21 protein-coding genes and 1 tRNA gene are annotated in these 17,191 nt (G+C 65.8%); 14 read left to right on the top strand and 8 right to left on the bottom strand.

Annotation, left to right across the window (positions count from 1 at the left end; all coding sequences use genetic code 11):
- Positions 1-9: 9 nt before the first annotated feature.
- The 3 genes from ptsP (at position 10) to NF699_06565 (ending at position 4,331) form a co-directional block, all read left to right on the top strand.
- Entirely contained in the window at positions 10-2,496 is a 2,487-nt protein-coding gene (gene ptsP / locus NF699_06575; GenBank protein USU06321.1) for a phosphoenolpyruvate--protein phosphotransferase, read from the top strand.
- Positions 2,493-4,199 carry an N-acetylglucosamine-specific PTS transporter subunit IIBC gene (gene nagE / locus NF699_06570; protein USU06320.1) on the top strand — a complete coding sequence of 569 codons (1,707 nt, stop codon included), beginning with the start codon at positions 2,493-2,495 and terminating at the stop codon, positions 4,197-4,199. The genes ptsP and nagE overlap by 4 nt, the downstream gene beginning before the upstream one ends.
- Before the next feature lie 58 nt (positions 4,200-4,257).
- Positions 4,258-4,331, top strand: a tRNA-Gly gene (locus NF699_06565).
- Here the strand turns inward: NF699_06565 and NF699_06560 are convergent.
- The 8 genes from NF699_06560 to NF699_06525 all read right to left on the bottom strand — a co-directional run bounded on the left by NF699_06560 (position 4,297) and on the right by NF699_06525 (position 9,145).
- On the bottom strand, positions 4,297-5,916 hold the full coding sequence (locus tag NF699_06560) for a recombinase family protein (GenBank protein USU06319.1): 1,620 nt from the start codon (positions 5,914-5,916) through the stop codon (positions 4,297-4,299). The two genes, NF699_06565 and NF699_06560, sit on opposite strands and share 35 nt — an antisense overlap.
- A gap of 93 nt (positions 5,917-6,009) precedes the next feature.
- Positions 6,010-6,468: a hypothetical protein gene (locus NF699_06555; GenBank protein ID USU06318.1), complete on the bottom strand. Its 459-nt coding sequence runs from the start codon at positions 6,466-6,468 to the stop codon at positions 6,010-6,012.
- The gene (locus tag NF699_06550; GenBank protein ID USU06317.1) at positions 6,462-6,974 is read right to left on the bottom strand and encodes a hypothetical protein; all 513 of its coding nucleotides are present in this window, start codon (positions 6,972-6,974) and stop codon (positions 6,462-6,464) included. Before NF699_06550 ends, NF699_06555 begins: the two co-directional genes overlap by 7 nt.
- Positions 6,975-6,976: 2 nt before the next feature.
- Positions 6,977-7,435 carry a hypothetical protein gene (locus NF699_06545; GenBank protein USU06316.1) on the bottom strand — a complete coding sequence of 153 codons (459 nt, stop codon included), beginning with the start codon at positions 7,433-7,435 and terminating at the stop codon, positions 6,977-6,979.
- A gap of 20 nt (positions 7,436-7,455) precedes the next feature.
- On the bottom strand, positions 7,456-7,638 hold the full coding sequence (locus tag NF699_06540) for a hypothetical protein (protein ID USU06315.1): 183 nt from the start codon (positions 7,636-7,638) through the stop codon (positions 7,456-7,458).
- Positions 7,635-7,871 carry a hypothetical protein gene (locus NF699_06535; protein USU06314.1) on the bottom strand — a complete coding sequence of 79 codons (237 nt, stop codon included), beginning with the start codon at positions 7,869-7,871 and terminating at the stop codon, positions 7,635-7,637. The genes NF699_06540 and NF699_06535 overlap by 4 nt, the downstream gene beginning before the upstream one ends.
- A complete protein-coding gene (locus tag NF699_06530; protein ID USU06313.1) occupies positions 7,868-8,194 on the bottom strand; it encodes a hypothetical protein in 327 nt (108 codons plus the stop codon). The genes NF699_06535 and NF699_06530 overlap by 4 nt, the downstream gene beginning before the upstream one ends.
- A 375-nt stretch (positions 8,195-8,569) precedes the next feature.
- Positions 8,570-9,145: an XRE family transcriptional regulator gene (locus tag NF699_06525; GenBank protein USU06312.1), complete on the bottom strand. Its 576-nt coding sequence runs from the start codon at positions 9,143-9,145 to the stop codon at positions 8,570-8,572.
- Between the two features lie 93 nt (positions 9,146-9,238).
- Between NF699_06525 and NF699_06520 the strand changes: the two genes are divergently transcribed.
- From NF699_06520 to NF699_06470, 11 genes are all read left to right on the top strand, one after another.
- Complete coding sequence (locus NF699_06520; GenBank protein ID USU06311.1) at positions 9,239-9,532, top strand: hypothetical protein; 294 nt, start codon at positions 9,239-9,241, stop codon at positions 9,530-9,532.
- A 13-nt stretch (positions 9,533-9,545) separates the two neighbouring features.
- Entirely contained in the window at positions 9,546-10,007 is a 462-nt protein-coding gene (locus NF699_06515; protein USU06310.1) for a hypothetical protein, read from the top strand.
- Complete coding sequence (locus NF699_06510; protein ID USU06309.1) at positions 10,004-10,285, top strand: hypothetical protein; 282 nt, start codon at positions 10,004-10,006, stop codon at positions 10,283-10,285. The genes NF699_06515 and NF699_06510 overlap by 4 nt, the downstream gene beginning before the upstream one ends.
- A gap of 21 nt (positions 10,286-10,306) precedes the next feature.
- Entirely contained in the window at positions 10,307-10,831 is a 525-nt protein-coding gene (locus NF699_06505) for a hypothetical protein (protein USU06308.1), read from the top strand.
- The gene (locus tag NF699_06500; protein USU06307.1) at positions 10,828-11,460 is read left to right on the top strand and encodes a hypothetical protein; all 633 of its coding nucleotides are present in this window, start codon (positions 10,828-10,830) and stop codon (positions 11,458-11,460) included. Before NF699_06505 ends, NF699_06500 begins: the two co-directional genes overlap by 4 nt.
- A gap of 6 nt (positions 11,461-11,466) precedes the next feature.
- Positions 11,467-12,618 (top strand): hypothetical protein, encoded by a 1,152-nt coding sequence (locus NF699_06495; GenBank protein USU06306.1) that lies wholly within the window; start codon positions 11,467-11,469, stop codon positions 12,616-12,618.
- Positions 12,615-13,475 (top strand): DUF2312 domain-containing protein, encoded by an 861-nt coding sequence (locus tag NF699_06490; protein USU06305.1) that lies wholly within the window; start codon positions 12,615-12,617, stop codon positions 13,473-13,475. The genes NF699_06495 and NF699_06490 overlap by 4 nt, the downstream gene beginning before the upstream one ends.
- A 24-nt stretch (positions 13,476-13,499) precedes the next feature.
- Positions 13,500-15,086 carry a phage/plasmid primase, P4 family gene (locus NF699_06485; protein USU06304.1) on the top strand — a complete coding sequence of 529 codons (1,587 nt, stop codon included), beginning with the start codon at positions 13,500-13,502 and terminating at the stop codon, positions 15,084-15,086.
- Positions 15,087-15,398: 312 nt separating this feature from the next.
- Positions 15,399-15,917, top strand: a complete 519-nt coding sequence (locus tag NF699_06480; GenBank protein ID USU06303.1) for a DUF6362 family protein — start codon at positions 15,399-15,401, stop codon at positions 15,915-15,917.
- 151 nt (positions 15,918-16,068) lie between these two features.
- Complete coding sequence (locus tag NF699_06475) at positions 16,069-16,455, top strand: hypothetical protein (GenBank protein USU06302.1); 387 nt, start codon at positions 16,069-16,071, stop codon at positions 16,453-16,455.
- A gap of 112 nt (positions 16,456-16,567) precedes the next feature.
- Positions 16,568-17,191 carry a P27 family phage terminase small subunit gene (locus NF699_06470; protein ID USU06301.1) on the top strand — a complete coding sequence of 208 codons (624 nt, stop codon included), beginning with the start codon at positions 16,568-16,570 and terminating at the stop codon, positions 17,189-17,191.

Here is a 17,191-nt window from a genome sequence, read left to right as displayed (position 1 = left end):
CTGCGGCAAATGACGGACGTACAGCTGGTGGCGCCGCTCGCGGGATGGGTCCTGCCGCTGACGGCGGTGCCCGATCCCGTCTTTGCCGGGGGCATGATGGGACCCGGGCTGGCGATCGATCCGACCGGCGATACGCTGCATGCCCCCTGCGATGCAATCGTACTGACCGTGCATGCCGCGGGTCACGCGGTGACGCTGGATGTCGGCGACGGCGTTTCGCTGCTGCTGCACGTCGGGATCGATACCGTAGCGATGAATGGCCGCGGGTTCACGCCGCTGGTGGCCGTGGGCGCGCGTGTACGGGCCGGCGAGGCTCTGATCCGCTTCGATCTCGATCTGATCGTACGGACTGCGACGGCGGCGGTGACGCCGGTCATCCTGATCGAGGGCGGGGCAGCGCTGACCGATGTGGCACCCGAAGGATTGATCGCGATCGGTGCGCCGGTCGCCCGGCTGGTCGGCCGCGGCGACATGGAAGCGAAAGCCGTGACCGGCGAGATGATCGTCCGTGACGCGATCGTCGCGCTGGCGCATGGCCTGCACGCTCGCCCCGCCGCGCGGATCGTCGCCGCCGTACGCGCCAGCGGTGCCGAGGTGACCGTCCGCCATGGCGACCGCTCCGCATCCGCAGCCAGTCCCGTCGGCTTGCTGTCGCTGGGCCTCGCCCACGGCGCCGCGGTGACACTGGAGGCGCGCGGCGCCGGCGCCGGACAGGCGATCGAAGCGATCGTCGCATTGCTGCGCATCGATACGGATGCTGCACCGCAGGCCGTGCCCGTCGCCGCCCGCCCGCCGGTCATGCCTGCGATCGTCGACGCAGGCGCATTGGCCGGTGTGTCCGCGGCGCCCGGGCTCGCGATCGGACCGGCGTGCTGGCTGCGCGTCGCCACGCCCGATGTGCCGACGTCCGGCGAGGGGGTGGCCATCGAACGGGATCGGCTTGCCGCCGGCTTGGTGGCGGCATCGACCACGCTGTCTGAAGCCTCCGCCGCCGGCCTGCTCGGCGGCGTGCTGACGGCGCATCGCGCGATCCTCGACGATCCGGACCTGCGCGCCCATGCCGATGTCGCTCTTGCCGATGGCATGTCTGCGGCAGCGGCGATCATGACCGCTGCGGAAACGCAGGCGGCCCAGCTGCGCGCCTCCGGCAACGCCCGCATCGTCGAGCGCGCCGACGATATCCGCGACGTGGCGCTCCGCGTGGTGCACGCGATCATGGGTACGAAGGCCGCGTTGCTGTCGATCCCGCAGGGCGCGATCGTCCTGGCCGACGACCTGCTGCCGTCGCAACTCGCGACGATCGAGGCTGGACGGGTAGCGGGCTTCGCCGTGGCCGGGGGTGGGCCGACATCGCACGTCGCGATCCTCGCCGCAGGCATGGGCGTGCCGATGGTCGTCGCGCTCGGCGCGGCCATCGACGACGTGGCCGATGGAACGACGCTCATCCTCGATGCGGATGGCGGAACCTTGATGATCGATCCACCCGCGGAGCGCCTTGATATCGCACGCGCGGCGATCGCGCTTCGGGAAGCCGCCGAAGCACGGGCGCGCGCCGCGGGCGATCAGCCGGCGATGATGGCCGGGGGGGGATCGATCGCCGTCTACGCCAATCTGGGATCGATCGCCGATGCCGAAAGCGCGGCGACGGCGGGCGCGGAAGGGTGCGGGCTGCTGCGGACCGAATTCCTGTTTCTGGAGCGGGCGACCGCTCCGAACGTGGACGAACAGGCGGCCGACTATCGTGCCATACTTGCAGCGCTGCCGGACCGGCCGATGGTCATCCGTTTGCTCGATATCGGCGGCGACAAGCCTGCGCCCTATCTGGCGATCCCGGCCGAGGAAAATCCGGCGCTCGGCCTGCGTGGCATCCGCGTCGCGCTGGCCCGGCCGGAGGTGCTCGAGACGCAGCTGCGCGCGATCCTGTCGGTGCCGGACATCGGTCGCTGCCGGATCATGGTGCCGATGGTCGCCAACATCGACGAGATGATCGCGGTACGCACGATGCTCGACCGTTTGCGTGACGAGATGGGGATCGGGCCCGTGCCGCTGGGCGCGATGATCGAGACCCCCGCGGCGGCAGTCACTGCGGACCTGATCGCCCGCCACGCCGATTTCCTGTCGATCGGCAGCAACGACCTGACGCAATATGTCCTTGCGATGGATCGCGGCAATCCTGCGGTCGCGGCCGGGATCGACGGTTTGCACCCCGGCGTGCTGCGGCTGATCCAGAACTGTTGTCGCGGCGCGTCGGTCGTCGGCGTGCCCGTCAGCGTCTGCGGCGGCCTCGCGGCCGACCCGCTGGCGGTCCCAATCCTGATCGGGCTGGGCATCCGCACCTTGTCGGTGCCGCCGGCTCGCATCCCCGCCACCAGGGCGCTGATCGCCACCCTGCGCCTGTGCGATGCCGAGGATCACGCCGCGGCCGTTCTCGCCGCCGCGACCGCCGCGGAGGTCCGCACGCTGGCCCGAACGTTTGCACAGGAGATCGGCCGATGACGATGCAGCGCTGGTCGCCCATGACCTTCCTCCAGCCGCTCGGTCGGGCGCTGATGCTGCCGATCGCGGTGCTGCCGATCGCCGGACTGCTGCTCCGGCTGGGACAGCCCGATCTGCTCGATATCGCCTTTCTCAGCGCAGCCGGGGACGCGATGTTCGCCAACCTCGGCCTGTTGTTCGCGGTGGGCGTCGCGACCGGTTTCGCCCGCGACGGCAACGGTGCAGCGGCGATGGCGGGCGTCGTCTGCTATCTCGTCGCGATCAACGGTGCGCAAGTCTTCCTTGATATACCCGCCGCCACCCTCGCCGATGTCCCGCAATCGCTGGTGGCGGGGGTGTCGACGGCATGGAAGGCGGCGGCGATCGATCGGCTGGAGGTGCCGGTCGGCATCGTCTCCGGCCTCGTCGGGGGGGGCTTCTACAACCGGTTCGCGACACTGAAGCTGCCCGATTATCTCGCCTTCTTCGGCGGGCGGCGGTTCGTGCCGATCATCGCCGGGGTTGCCGGCCTTGCCATCGCGCTGGTGCTCGGGCTCAGTTACGGACCGATCAACGCCGGCATGGACGCGCTCAGCGCAGGCGTGGTCGCCGCCGGTGGCTTCGGGCTGTTCGCGTTCGGCGTGCTCAACCGGTTGCTGCTCGTGACCGGGCTGCATCACATCCTCAACAACGTCGCCTATTTCGTTGTCGGCGATTATCAGGGCAAGACGGGAGATCTGACGCGGTTCTTCGCCGGCGATCCGACCGCCGGCGGCTTCATGAGCGGATTCTTCCCCGTCATGATGTTCGGCCTGCCCGCCGCCTGCCTCGCCATGTATCACGCCGCCGCGCCCGATCGTCGCAAGGCGGTCGGCGGCATGCTGTTCAGCCTCGCGCTGACATCGTTCCTGACCGGGGTGACCGAACCCATCGAGTTCAGCTTCATGTTCCTCGCGCCCGTGCTGTACGCGATCCACGCGCTGCTGACCGGCGTGTCGGAGGCGCTGATGAACGCGCTGGGCGTGAAGCTCGGCTACGGCTTTTCCGCTGGGCTGTTCGACTATGTCCTGAACTACGGCAAGGCGACCCGGCCGCTGATGCTGATCCCGATCGGCGCGACCTATGCGGCGATCTATTACGGCCTGTTTCGCTGGGCGATCGTGCGCTTCGATCTGCCGACGCCCGGCCGCGAGGCGCTCGACGTCGCCGCCGCCCCGGCACCGGTCGTCGCCGCCGATGCGAAAGCCGCCGCCTTCGTCGCGGCACTCGGTGGGCCGGCCAATCTGCGTGCGATCGACGCCTGCACCACACGATTGCGCCTTGCCGTCGTGGATGCCCAGGCGATCGACGAGCCGCGATTGCGACAGCTTGGCGCACGCGGCGTGCTGCGCCCTTCGGCAACATCCGTGCAGGTGATCGTGGGCGGGATCGCCGACGGTCTCGCGATGGAGATGCGGGCGGCGATGACATCGGATGGCACCGCGCCGCCCGCGATGCCCCCCGCGGCGCCGGCGACTACGGCGACCACGATGACGAGCGTACCCGATGCCGTGATCGACGCTCTGGGAGGCGCCGGCAATATCGGTGCGACGACCCGCCACGGCGATCGGCTGCGCGTCGTGATCGCCGATCGCACACTGGTGGACGACGACCGGCTCGCGACCGGCCTGCGTGCCGCCGTGTGGGTCAAGGATGATACGCTGCACCTGCTGATGCCGGCATGACGCGCAACCCCCTTGCATCCCCGCACCGCTCCGTTTACCCGCCGGACACCGCGACCACGCGGGTGTAGCTCAATGGCAGAGCAGAAGCTTCCCAAGCTTACGACGAGGGTTCGATTCCCTTCACCCGCTCCACCACAACAGTACGTTCACGTGCAGGCAGCATAGCGCCTGACAACGCGAGCATCGCCGCGAGGCGTCCCTCCACAGCGATATCCACACCTCGGCCGGTTTCGGCAGGCGTCAGCACGATCCGATCGATCATCTTGCGCAGCGTCGGGATAGCTTCGTCGCGGGTATAGGGGTCGGCGAGCTTGGCGTTGAGGTCGTCGACATTGCGGCGGTAGTCCGCCGCGATCGTCGGGTGCAGCGCGATAACGGGATCGGCATCGATGTCCTGGAGATGCTCTGCCGCCGCCTCCCGGTCAGATCGAGCCTTCTGCATCGCATCCTTGATCTCGGCGAATTCGCCCGCCCCGGCGGCGATGGCGGCGACCAGACGATCGATCTTCACTGTGGCGTCGGCCAGCCGTTTCTCCAGCTTGGCGCGCTCCCGGCGGTTATCGCTGGCGCGTCGCGCGTAATGCTCGTGATATTCCTTCACGTAGACGGCCACGACGTCGGGATCGAGCATCTGCTCGCTCATCCCGGCGATCACCCGCGCTTCGAAGGTGCTGGTCATGACCTTCCTGTTGTTCGAGCAAGAGCCGTCGTTGGTGTAGCGGGCGCATCCCCATTTCTCGCCGGAGATGACGATCCAGCTGCTGCCGCATACGCCGCATACGCCAAGCCCGGACAGCATGCGGCGCGGGCGGACGCACTTTGTCGGGCGAATGCCCTGATACGATGCACGGCGTTCTTGCGCCGCGTGCCATGTGGAGTCGTCCAGAATGCGAAGATGTGGCACCTGCTCGACCTGCCACTCGGCCGGCGGGTTGGTTCGGATGCGAACCTTGCGCGTCATCGGCTCGACGATCTTGCTGGTCCGGTTGTGCACGATTTCGCCAACGTAAAGCCGGTTGAGCAGGATGCCGTTGCCGCGTTTGGCGTCGCCCTGGATGGTCGACGCCCGCCAGTGTGACCCGCGCGGGCCGGGGATGCCCTCAGCCGCGAGCCGGCCGGCGATGGTGCGGGCGCTCTTGCCCTCCGCGAACTCGCGAAAGATGCGGCTGACGATCGAGGCCTGTTCCTCATCGATCTCGCGCAGTCCGCGGATCGGGCGGCCGTTGGCATCGATTTTGTTCGCGGTGCGATAGCCATAGGCAAGGCCAGCGGGGCTGCGGCCCGCCGATACGGTGCCGCGCTGGCCACGTTTGATCTTTGCGCCCAGTTCCTTGCGAAACTGCGCATCCATGAGGCCCTTGATGGTGCCGGTAAGCTGCGTCACCTCGCCGTCGCTCAAGGTGAAGAGGCGGGTGCCGACATAGGCCAGTCGTTCGCGGATTGCGAAGCTGTCGCCTTCATGACGCGCGATGCGATCTGTTGATTCAGTGAGCACCTGATCGATGCCGCCGCCCTCGACAGCCGTAAGCAACGCCGCCAAGCCGGGGCGCTGGGCCTCGCCGATGCCGGCGGCACCGCTGATAGCATAATCGGTGAAAATGTCGACAATTGGCCAGCCCTCACGGGTGGCGCGGTCACGGCACACCGCGACCTGATCGTCTATCGACCGGCTATTTTGTAGCTGGCTGCTGAAGCGGGCGTAGATGACGGTCCGCACGGTCGTTTCCTTTGGCTCTGCGCTCGTCATAGTCCCGGTTCGCCTGCGCGCGCGCAAGAGCGCGGACGAACTCAATAAAGATCGGGTCGTGCTTCATGCTGCTCTCGCGAGCGCCTTGCCGGCGGCCGATCGCTCGACATCGACGATGTGGACGATCCACGCGGCGCCGGCATGCGTCCGCTGGTGCCAAGCCAGCGCCCCGAACAGGTCGGCCAGCTGCGCGGCGGCTTCGTCGGCCGGCTTCCGCTTGGCGATGGCGAGTTGCCGCTCGGCCGCGCGCGTGATCTCGGCCGCGAGTTCGAAGTTGTACGCTCCGAACCGATCGGTGCGTTCGTTAAACTCAGGGCAGGGCGGCCGTGCCTTGTCCATGATCCAGCGCCACTGCTCGACGATGCACCGTGCGAGGTGGATGCCGCGCTCGGCATCGTCCGCAGTGATCTTCTGCGCCTCGATGCGAGCCGGATAGCCTTCCTCACGCGTGCGCAGCAGCGTCACCGCCGCGCGAGCGCACAGGTGGCGATGCTGAGGAGCGGCATATTGGGGAGCTACCATACGGTGGCGCCCATCTCTTCTAGCCAGCTGGACCAGCTGCTATCGGCGATTGTCTCGTAACGCGAGCGGCCGAAGCTGCCAAGATCATCTAGGCTGATCGAACAGATAAGGCCGATTTCGCCATCTGTACGCCGTCGCACTTCCTTGGGTGGTATACCTCGACTGACGCGCCAGTCGCGGACGGCCCCTCGGCTCTTGCCCAGCTTCTTTGCAACTTCCCGATCACCCATTTCGGTCGCAAACAGCGATCGCCTGCGTGCTTCGGCAGCGGGGGTAAGGCGCGATAGGTGGTGGTCGTGTGGGGGCAACTGCCGCCTTGCCCGCCATGCCGCTATGGCGTTTTTAGTGACGCCCTCCTGCGCAGCGATTGCGGCATCGGACAGCCCCGACTGGTACATGCTCATGCGCTGCTGCTGCCGAAAGGCGGTCAGTCCTCGAATGCCCGGGCCAAGGCCTGCGATCATCCGCTTGCGCCAGTTCGACATCGGGGAGCCAGCCTCGACCATCGTTACGCCTCCCACTGCTGAAGTTCGACGTCGACGAGTTCGTGCGCGGTCGCGCGATCCCATTGGTGATCTGGGTGACCGAACGGAACGCCGATCATGTCGAGCGTGGCATCGTAGGTCGCGAGTGCATGGGCCATCGCCTCGGTCCGCGTCATGGTGTTGATGCGGATGCCGAGGAACCGGCGACTGGTCCGCCGACGGAAGCGCTTCGCCATGTCGACGACGAAGCCAAAGACATCGGCGATCATGTCACCGGGGATCGGCCTTGGATGCCGGGCGCCTTCAGCGAACGCCTCGCGCACGATGGCGGCAATCCAAACTTGGCCGTCGTCATGGAGGCAATCCCATTCACACGACGCAAAGGCGGCGAGCACAGGCTGACTGTCCACGATCCGCGCGGCCGCCCGATACTCTGCCTGGGTCGGCAGAACGAAGGGCGGCAGCGGAGTGGCGAGTTCCAAGGGCTTGCAAGATGCGCTCATCAGGCGGCCCTCCGCTCTTGGCGAAACTCGACGTACCGTTCGCGGTACAGCAGCTGCTCCAACCGCCTGCTCTCGTCATCGGTCAGTGCGCGTTCGCGGCTGAGCGCGTCGAGGCGGGCGATCTCCTTGCGGCGCGGGGCGTGGCGATCAATCAGCGCCTCGTACCGTTTCGGGGCTGTCATGGCAGCACCGCCTGCACGGCAGCGCCGAGCGCGTTGAGGGCGAACTCGCGGCTGGCGATGCCCGGGCGACTGATGACCAGCGCGGGCCGAGCCGGGACGTTGCGCTCCAGCCGCTTGGCGGCGGCCTCGGCGCAGCCAAGGATGCAAAAGTCGCGGTCCAGCGCTTTGATCGTGCGTCGCTGCCCGACAGACAGACGCGAAGCGATCGTGCGGGGGTCGGTATCGCCGATCACCACTGCCACCTCGTCGCGGCCGTGAAGGCCGCCGGCAGGATGACGTAACCGACGATACCGAAGACAGTGACCGTGCAGGTGGCGTTGAACAGCCTGTCAGCGCCACTGAGCACCCGGCGCCGTGCGATGCGAAGGCGGATCGGCAGCGGATCGGCCCTCCGCAAGCGGCGGACCGTCTTGCTTAGTTGTGCGTGGGTCGGCTGTCCCGACAGGCGCGGCGTCGCATCGAAGCGCGATGCAGGCGGACGATGGCCGAGCTGCTCGTAGAAGCGCGTGAGCGACGCGTTAGCCTGATTGCGGCTGGGGAGATGTGAAAGCGGCACGGTGTGCTCCCATCCGGGCGGGATGCCCAAACGGGTATTGCTATAATAGCATGTGCAGCGTCAACGCTTTTATTGCTATTATAGCATTATGCGTTTTCAGGATTGATGTTTGTTCTTCCTTCGTTCCATTTAACCGCAGATCGAATCGTGGAGTCGACGTGGCGAGCGTATTGATGAAGTGGTATCGAGCGACGTGCTTCGGTGAGCCTTGCGGTCTGTGGCGGGACACTCGCCGTGAGGTTTATCGAGATCTAGAGGCGCAGAAACTCGGCTCCTACGATGAGTGGATGACCTTCTACGTCACCGTGCCTGGGGGCATTGAGGTTGCGGCCGAGTGGATGGACTACGACGTGTGGGAGGCTGAGCGCAGCCGCTTCAATCCGGCATTCGCGAGGCCTGCCAGATTACACGGCCTACGATGATGAAAGGCTCGTCACCGCCTAGTATGATAGGTTTGTGCACAGGATTAGACGAGCAAGGCTCAAGCCTTGCCGGGTCCGCAAAGAACCGCTTGAAAGTCGTTTCTCCCTCGCTGTTCTGCACGACGTAAAAGCGGCGCGGCCACAGATCGCGATCCTCTGGGTCGAATATGATCCGGCCACCATCAGGTACGAACAAGTCCATCGAGTCGCCTTCTACATCAAAGGCGATTGCACGATCCGGGATCGCCGGGTCGGGCTTATACATCTTGCTGCGGCTATTGGTCGCGGCTTCCCGCCAATTGCCAGCTGCTACCGTAGAAAGCACTGGGATCGTGCCTACTGCTGAGCCGCCGACGTCTACCGACGGCCCAAGCCAAGCTCGTATTTTGTCCATTTCCACAGCCGTAAATAGCCGCTTCCCCGAGAACGCTTTCGAGATAGCCGTGGGGTTGACCCCCAAGAGGTTGGCAAGCGCGGACTGGCGGTGTCCCGCTTCCTCCATCTGCTCTTTTATCGCTTCGTAGGCCATGCGCCGATGAACAGTATGGCTACCATTATAGCAATTGCTACTGTGGCATGATTTCGCTTGCGGCAGAGTTGCTATTATAGCATGTGACGCTTCATGGACACGTTTCCCGCAGCTCTGATCGACGCGATGGGCGGTACGACCGTCGTTGCCAAGTTGATGCACGCCCCGGTCTCGACCGTGAATAACATGCGGACGCGGCGCGTCACCGATTCCCGGCTTAATCATCTGCGCCGCATCGCCATTGCAGAGTTCCCCAACCTAGACGTCGAAACGCTGGCAAGTCAGCACGGCGTCGCACTGCTACCTATGCCGGGTGACGGCAGCCCGTCACCGAGAAGTTTGGACGCTTGTTCTCACCGCTCAGGCGCGAGTTGCGTGGATGCTTAACTCTCCCGCAGACATGGCGCGTGGTCGGCGCCTCAAGATCGCTTTTGGCGAATTGGTGCGGCTGGTCGGCGACGATGCCGATGCTGCGAATATCTCGCGTGTCAGCCGCCCGACGATCGCACGCTACCGATCCCTTGCGGCCGCCGAAGCTGATTTCTTTGCGCCGATCGACGTAGTGGCCGACCTCGAACGGGTCGCCGGTTCGCATCCCGTGACGCAGCTGCTTTGCCAAATGATGGGCGGCACGTTCGTCGCCGAACCCGAGGCGCCGGCAACGGACGAAAGCCTGCTGGCAAGCATGTCGAGGCTTCATAGCGAATTCGCAGAGGTGACCGCCACCGTCTGCACCGGGCTTGCCGATCGCCACTGGTGCGAGGGCGATGCGGCTGCGTGCGTCAGCCAGTTGGACGACGTGATCCGCGTCGCCGTTCAAATGCGGGCGCTCGCCCGTCAAACCGAAGGGAACCCGAAATGATGAAGCTTCATCTGCCGGCCGTGGTGCCGAACGAGGGCGCACGCCTGCTCGCCCGTCGTATCACTGCCGCCTATCGCGGCAGCCTGCCGCTCGCGTGCCGCAGCATGCAGGTCCCGGTCACCACCCTCCAGCGGCTGGTCAACGGCGAAATTGTGCCGGGAGAGGAACTGGTCGCTGACGTCGCTCGCGCGACGCAGGGCGGCATCCAGCGTCACCACTGGCGTCAGGAGCCGCTCGGCCGGTGGCTCGATGCCGTCACTATTCAGCACGCCGCGTAAGCCGGCACCGGGGGAAGAATCATGGCTAAGTTGGCGGGATCGTCCGCACTCCGACCCGTCGCGCATGCGATCGATGTCGACGACGTCGAACACTGGGTCGCGTCGGCCGATGTCGGGGCAGAACTGGTTTATGCCTGGGGGCTGTCGCCCCCGCGGGATCGCGCGGCGTGGGTGCGCGCCCGCGAACTGTTCAACGAGGGCGAAGTGCGGCTGCACGATCGTCGTCGGCCGAACAACGACCGTGAATGGTACATGGTGAAGCGCGCCATGCTGGTCGGCGCGGTTGCCACGCCGATCGTCGTCGATTCGGTGGCTGAAACCGAAGAGGCGGCGGTGCTGCGCATCCTGCGTCGGCATGTCCGTCTCGGCCTCCCTTGTCCCACGAACGCGGAAGTTGGTCGCCAGATCGAGTTGACGGCCGCGCAGGTGGCCTATCGCATCCGGCTGCTGCGCGCCGCGAGGTTGATCAGCATGGAGGATAACGGGCCGGGCATGCGGAGGGTCTGCACGATCAGCGGACGCGCGACGCCGGGCGGTCCGCTGTGACCAGTGGTGCTATCGATCGTCCGATCATCTTCTCCAAGCCGATGGTGCAGGCGCTGCTTGCCGGTCGAAAAACCCAAACGCGACGCCTTGCTTCCTCGCCGCTTCGGCGATGCAGCGTCGGCGACCGCCTGTACGTGAGAGAGCATTGGCGCGGTCGGGCAAGGATGGACGACTACGCCCCACGGCAGTTCACCACGGACGCTTCCCGCATCGCATATGTTGCCGATGGAGAGCCTGTCGACTGCCCGTTGGGCGAGTGGAAGTGGGGCAAGCACCGGCAGGGTATGCACATGCCGCGCTGGGCGTCGCGCCTTACGCTAACGATCACCGCAACACGGATCGAGCCGTTGCAGGTGATCACCGCAGAGGATGCGGCCGCAGAAGGTGTGGAGATGGAGAGCGCCGACCCGCCGTTCTACTATGTCCCGGGGATTTGGCCTCACAGCCTTACTGCGGTCGGCATAGAAGAACCCGGCGGTCGCCATGCCGAACGATCATACGAGAAGCTATGGTCGCTGCTGCACACAGCAGAAGGGCAGCGCTGGGAGGATAATCCCGACGTGCTCGTGCTGACGTTCCACGTTGCGCGCGGCAACATCGACAGCGGCCTGCTGGTGATGTGCGCCTGATCTGCCATGAACTTCGAACCTGAACGCCTGTTTGACCGCGCACGGAAGGTGTCGCCAGCTGATGTTGCACGCGCGCATGGTGCCAAGCTGCGCAAATCTGGCACGAAGCGGTCGCGCGGCACCTGCCCGATCTGCCAGAGCGGCGATGCCTTCCTCGCCGACGAGCAAGGACCGATCTGGCATTGTTTCTCCTGCGGGGAGACAGGCGACGCCGTTGCGCTCGAACTGGAACTGGGCGGCCATGCCGATCGCGTCGCTGCCGCTCGCGTGCTGGCCGGTGACGCTGATCGCGTGGTGCAGGAGCGGCCGCGGCGGCAGCGGATCGAGCAGCCGTCGGAAGTCGTCGAGAGCGGGATCGTTGCCGCACACATCATCGACAACATGGTGCCGGCACCCGGCACCATCGTCGAAGCGTGGCTCGCCGCCCGCGGTATCGAGGTCGCGCGCGTTTCATGCGCGATCGAGCGTCTGTTCTTCATGTCGCGTTGTCCGGCCGCCTCATGGCGGATCGACCGCGGCCCGCTTGCCGTGATCCATGCGCCCGCGATGATTGCGCCGCTTCGGACGTCCGAAAGTGGCCCGATCGTTGGCATCCACGCGACCTACCTGTCGCGTGATGGTCGACGGAAAGCGGAGTTTGGCACGCTGCCGGACGGGAAGCCGCGGCCGTCGCGCAAGATGTGGGGGCAGGCGCGGCGCGCTGCGTGCTTTCTCGGCGAAACCGATCGCGTCGGCCCCCCGGTTACTGTGGCAGGCGAGGGCGTCGAGACGGTGCTGTCCTACGCGGCTGACCTCCCATTGCCCGCCCGGCCGCTGGCGCTGCTCAGCCTGGACAACCTTCAAGGGCGAGCGCTGCGCGACGACGAAGGTGTGGTGCCACTGTGGAATCTGCGGAGCGATCCTGAATCACCGCCCTTCACCATTGCCAATGCCGGCGAGGTCCACCTGCTGATCGATGCGGACATGCGCCCGGTGACGATGCGGTGTCAGCTGGCGCGGCGGGGTCTCCGCGACAAAGTGCGGATCGACGGCCTCAAGCGCGCGGAAATTTGCGCGACTCTAGCTGCGCAGGCGTGGCGGCGGGTCGGGGCGGCACCGGTGCGTACCTATCGCGCGCCCGCCGGCATGGACTTCAACGATCTGGGGAGGGCCGCATGACCGATGATGAAGCGTTGTATCAGCGCGCGGCCGCATTGGTGCTGGAGCATCAGAAGGCGTCGACCGGCTGGCTCCAGCGGCAGCTGCGCATTGGCTACAATTCTGCGGCTCGCATGATCGAGCGTATGGAAGGGGAGGGCTATGTCAGCCGCCCCGACCATATCGGCCGACGTGAGGTGTTGCGCCCTCCCTCGGCGACCATGCCGGGGTCGAGCGTCGTCCTGACCCCTGATGTGCCGGCATGGGAGCGAAACGCCGGCAAGTATGACCGGCCGAGCAGCGCGGTGCCGGCGGCCGATGACGCGCCGGCCATTGCGAACCCGCCTAGCGATGCTCCGCGTGAGACGGTGACGGTGCCGCCACTGACGATCGGGCCTGAACAGGCGGCACTGGCGGCGCAGCTGGTGGCCGCGCTAGGGCTGGATGGCGCGCGGAGGACGGTTCGGGCCGCTGCCGAGGCGCAGGGTGTAATCAAGCCGACGAGGTCGGCCGACGGCAAAGCCTCACACCTTGAGCAAATCGTGGAACGGCTGGAGAGCCTTTTCGCGGATCGGGACGATATCAATCAGACCGTTCGTGACGTCATGAAATTTGCCAAGGATATCGGCTTGATGCCCTCCGAAATCCGGGGGTGCATCGCCGACCGGGCGGCTGACCGCGACAAGCGGTTCGAACGTGAGGCCACGCGGACGGTCTACCGCCATGCGCTGAGCATCGAAGACCCGGATTTTGCAATCGAACTGCCCGCGCCCGTCGCGCTGCCGCCTCCCAAGGGGCGGAAGCTGACGGCGAAGGAGAAGGCATATCAGGAAACACTCGCATCGGTCGCCGCCAGTCGCGCGACGTCGATCCAGTAAGGGAACATGGCAGTGGGGGAAGTCGTGAAGCGGGCCGTCCTGATGGTGACGGTCGATCCGCTGGCGCTATGCTGGCGCGAATTGTCGGACCTCGGCAACGCGGAGCGCCTCGTGGCGCACGCCGGGGGCAAGTTGGTGCACGTCCGCGAATGGGGCTGGGTCGCCTACAACGGCCACCGCTGGTCGGCCGAGGACGGGCAGCGGTTGGCGATGCTCAAGACGCACGAGGTCGCGCGCGGCATTCGCGACGAGATCGGCGCGCTGGCCGAGGTGCCTGACGAAGAACTAAAAACCCGCTTCGGCGAGTGGTGCACGACCGAGCGCCGGCAGGACAGGGTCATCAACCTGCACAAGCATGCGGTGCAGACCGGCAATGCCAGCAAAGCCACGGCCATGCTCGCCCAGGCGCAAACGCTCGACGAACTCAACCGGCGAATGGACGATTTCGACAGCGATCTGCTGGTCGTCAACACCGCCAATCGCACCCTTCGGTTCCGTCGGAACAAGGAAGCGCCGCAGGGCGAACGCTGGCGGATCGTCGATGCACCGCACGACCCGGCCGACCATCTGACGCGCGCCATGACGTGCGATTACGACCCGAAGGCGGAAGCGCCGGGGTGGCTCGCGCATCTGGCCACGGTGCTGCCTGACCCGGATGTGCGGGCCTATTTTCAGCAGGTGATCGGCTATGCGCTGTCCGGACTGACGGTCGAGCAATGCATGTTCATGCTTCAGGGCAAGGGCGGCGACGGCAAGTCGACCACGATGAACATCCTGCGCGAGTTGATGGGCGGCTATGGCGTCGCGGCCGATGTGCAGACCTTCATGGCAGCCGGGCAGCGATCGGGGGCAGACGCCACGCCCGATCTTGTCCGGCTTGCCGGAGATACGCGACTGGTCTGTACGCAGGAACCGAAACGCGGTTCGGCGATAGACGAGCAGCGCATCAAGCAATTCACCGGCGGATCACCAATTCAGGCGCGTGCCAACTACGGCGACGCCTTCGAGTTTAAGGCGCGCGGCAAGCTGTTCATGGAGTGCAACAGCCGTCCGCGCATCTCGGGTGACGACGACGGCATCTGGCGGCGCATCGTCATCATCCTGTTCCCGCACCAATTCAAGGGCACCGCGATCGACAAGGGCGTCGAGCAGCGCTTGATCTCCGAAGGTCCCGGCATTCTCAACTGGATGCTGGAAGGCCTGCGCCAGTGGCTGGAGGTTGGACGCCTCGTGCAGCCGCAATCCGTGGCCGAGGCCGTCGAGGAGTATCGCCGTTCGGCAAACCCTTTCGGCGAGTGGATGGCTGGCCGCGTCGACATTTCGGACCCGAACGTCCTGACGCTCTCAAGCTCCCTCTACAATGACTACAAGGCGTGGTGCGAGGCCGAGGGCGTCGGCGATCGGGACATGATGAACAGCACGGCGTTCGGCCGCGCGCTGGGCGACCGGCAAATCCTGCTGGGGCCGAAGGACGGCAAGGGCCTGAAGCGGCGCCGTGGTGCCCGATTGCGGGCCACCGACGCGCCGTTGACCCCGGCCGGCGATACCGGTGCCAGCGCGCCCCTCACGGCGGACGACGGCGGCTATGACCCGTTCGATGATATTCCGTGAGGCACCTCCGGTCACGTCGGATCAGGCGACGGAACGGATAGTCTACGGACAGTTGAGCGAGACTATCCGTACTTAGAAGGCGCGGCGGATCGCAAGGCGCAAACGGGAGGGAAGGTCAAGATGAAATATAGAATGATGAGCGGATAGCAACTGTCCGGCTGTCCGTAGACCGTCCGTACCCGTAACCCCCGGAAAACCGTGAGTTACGGATAGTACGGACAGTACGGATAGCTGCGCAAAGACCTTTCCATATATGTGCATGTGCATGCGCGATAATGCCTATACTGTCAGACTATCCGTAAGAGAGAAGAAATGGATAATACTTCAGATTGGACCTTTGATCGGGTGGTGGAGCGATTGGTGGAGGCCTGGGGGTTCCTGTGGCGGATGCCCGACCGGGAGGCGGGTTGGCTGCGGGACGTGCAGGCCAGCGCGATCTATGAGCAGGGGCAGATCAGCCGGCAGGACCGTTGGGCACTCTACCAGATCGACAGCGACGACTATGATCGCGATGCGGTGGGGAAGCTGCCCGGCCTGCGTACCGCCGAGGTCGATCGCATGAATGAGGCGCTCGGTTGGGTCGAGTGGGTCGACCCGGCGCACCGTCGGCTGGTCGGCGTCGTGTTGCAAATCCTCCATCGCAATGAAGAGGCGCAGCTGCCGTGGGGTCGTATCGCGCGCAAGATCGGGTGGGGCGGCCATCCCGACACGCTTGCCAAGCGGTGGAGCCGTTCGATCACGCGCATCGCACAACGGCTTGATCGGCAGGAAAATGGCGGGTTTGCGCGCCTAGAGGCGGTCAACCCCTCGAATGCTCTAGGGGTCAAATAAACAATTCGGTCTCTAGGGGTCTGTGGCCCTAATTACCGATACGTTCGGCGAAACGTGCATCCCCCGACGTTCCGTTGAACATCCTCCCTGAACCTCCCGACGGGCGGCGCGACTTCGGTCTCGCCGCCCGTCGTGCTTTGGATCGCTGCCTATGCCGGTCCGGCCGCCGACGTTTCGTCCTCGCGGTCGCACCCATGGTGCGGATGCCCGGCGTGAGGTCGACCGACAGCGAGGCTCGGCATCGGCGCGCGGCTATGATGCGGACTGGCAGCGTGCTGCCAAGGCGCATCTGATCGCGCATCCGCTGTGCCGGTATTGCGAGGTCGGTGCGTGGGACGGCCGCCCGATGGTGACGGCCGCGACGCTGGTCGACCACTACCATCCGCATCGCGGCAATCGGGCGGTGTTCTGGGCTGCCGAATGGTGGGTCAGCAGCTGCAAGGCCTGCCACGACGGACCGAAGCAACGGCTGGAGCGCAGCGGGCGTGGCGACATGGCCGCGCTGGCGCGACGTCTCGGCCTGCCGGTCCAGACCTGACCGGATAGGGGGGGTGGTCGAAAGTTCGGGGGGGTCGCCCTCTGGACCGCTCCGTAACGGCATGAATTTCGGCGCGGAATTGGCGGGAATGTTTTTTTAAGGGAGGTGCGCGATGCGTGGACGCAAGCCCGACGCTCCGGGCCTTCAAGCGAGCATGGGAAACCCCGGCCGGCGCAAGTCGGCGGTGCAAAAGCGGATCGACGAAGCCAACCGCGTCGCCGATCTGCTCGCGCAGCCGCCGGTTGGCGGTGATCCGCTGGCGGCACCTGCGATCATCGAGCATGGCTCGGCCGCGGCCGTCGCCGTGTGGCGTGATCTGGCGCCCCGGCTGCGGTCGACGCACCGGCTTCAGCCGCATCACCGGCCGATGTTTGCGCTGTTCTGCGTCTACTTCGCCGAATGGGTCGTCGCGAATGAGGACGTGACCCGGAATGGCCACACCCAAAAGGTGAAGACGGTGGCCGGTGGAATGATGGAGCGCACGCGCCCGATCGTATCGATCCGCGACCGCGCCTTCGACATGGTGATGAAGCTGTCGGAGCGTTTCGGCCTGACGCCGTCCGACGAGTATTCCCTGTTCCGTGATCAGGCGGTTGCCGCCGCACAGAACCCCGGTCTGTTCGACCACGCTACGCCGCGGACAGATCAGCCGAAGGCCGCGGAGCCGGAGGCTCCCAGTTCGTTGATCGGTTCACTCGGCCGCATGGATTCGAGGCCGCCGCTTCGACCCAACTGA

This window comes from Sphingomonadaceae bacterium OTU29LAMAA1 (assembly GCA_024072375.1).
In the GTDB taxonomy this organism is placed as follows: domain Bacteria; phylum Pseudomonadota; class Alphaproteobacteria; order Sphingomonadales; family Sphingomonadaceae; genus Sphingomonas.
This window is presented reverse-complemented; position numbering and strand designations above follow the sequence as displayed.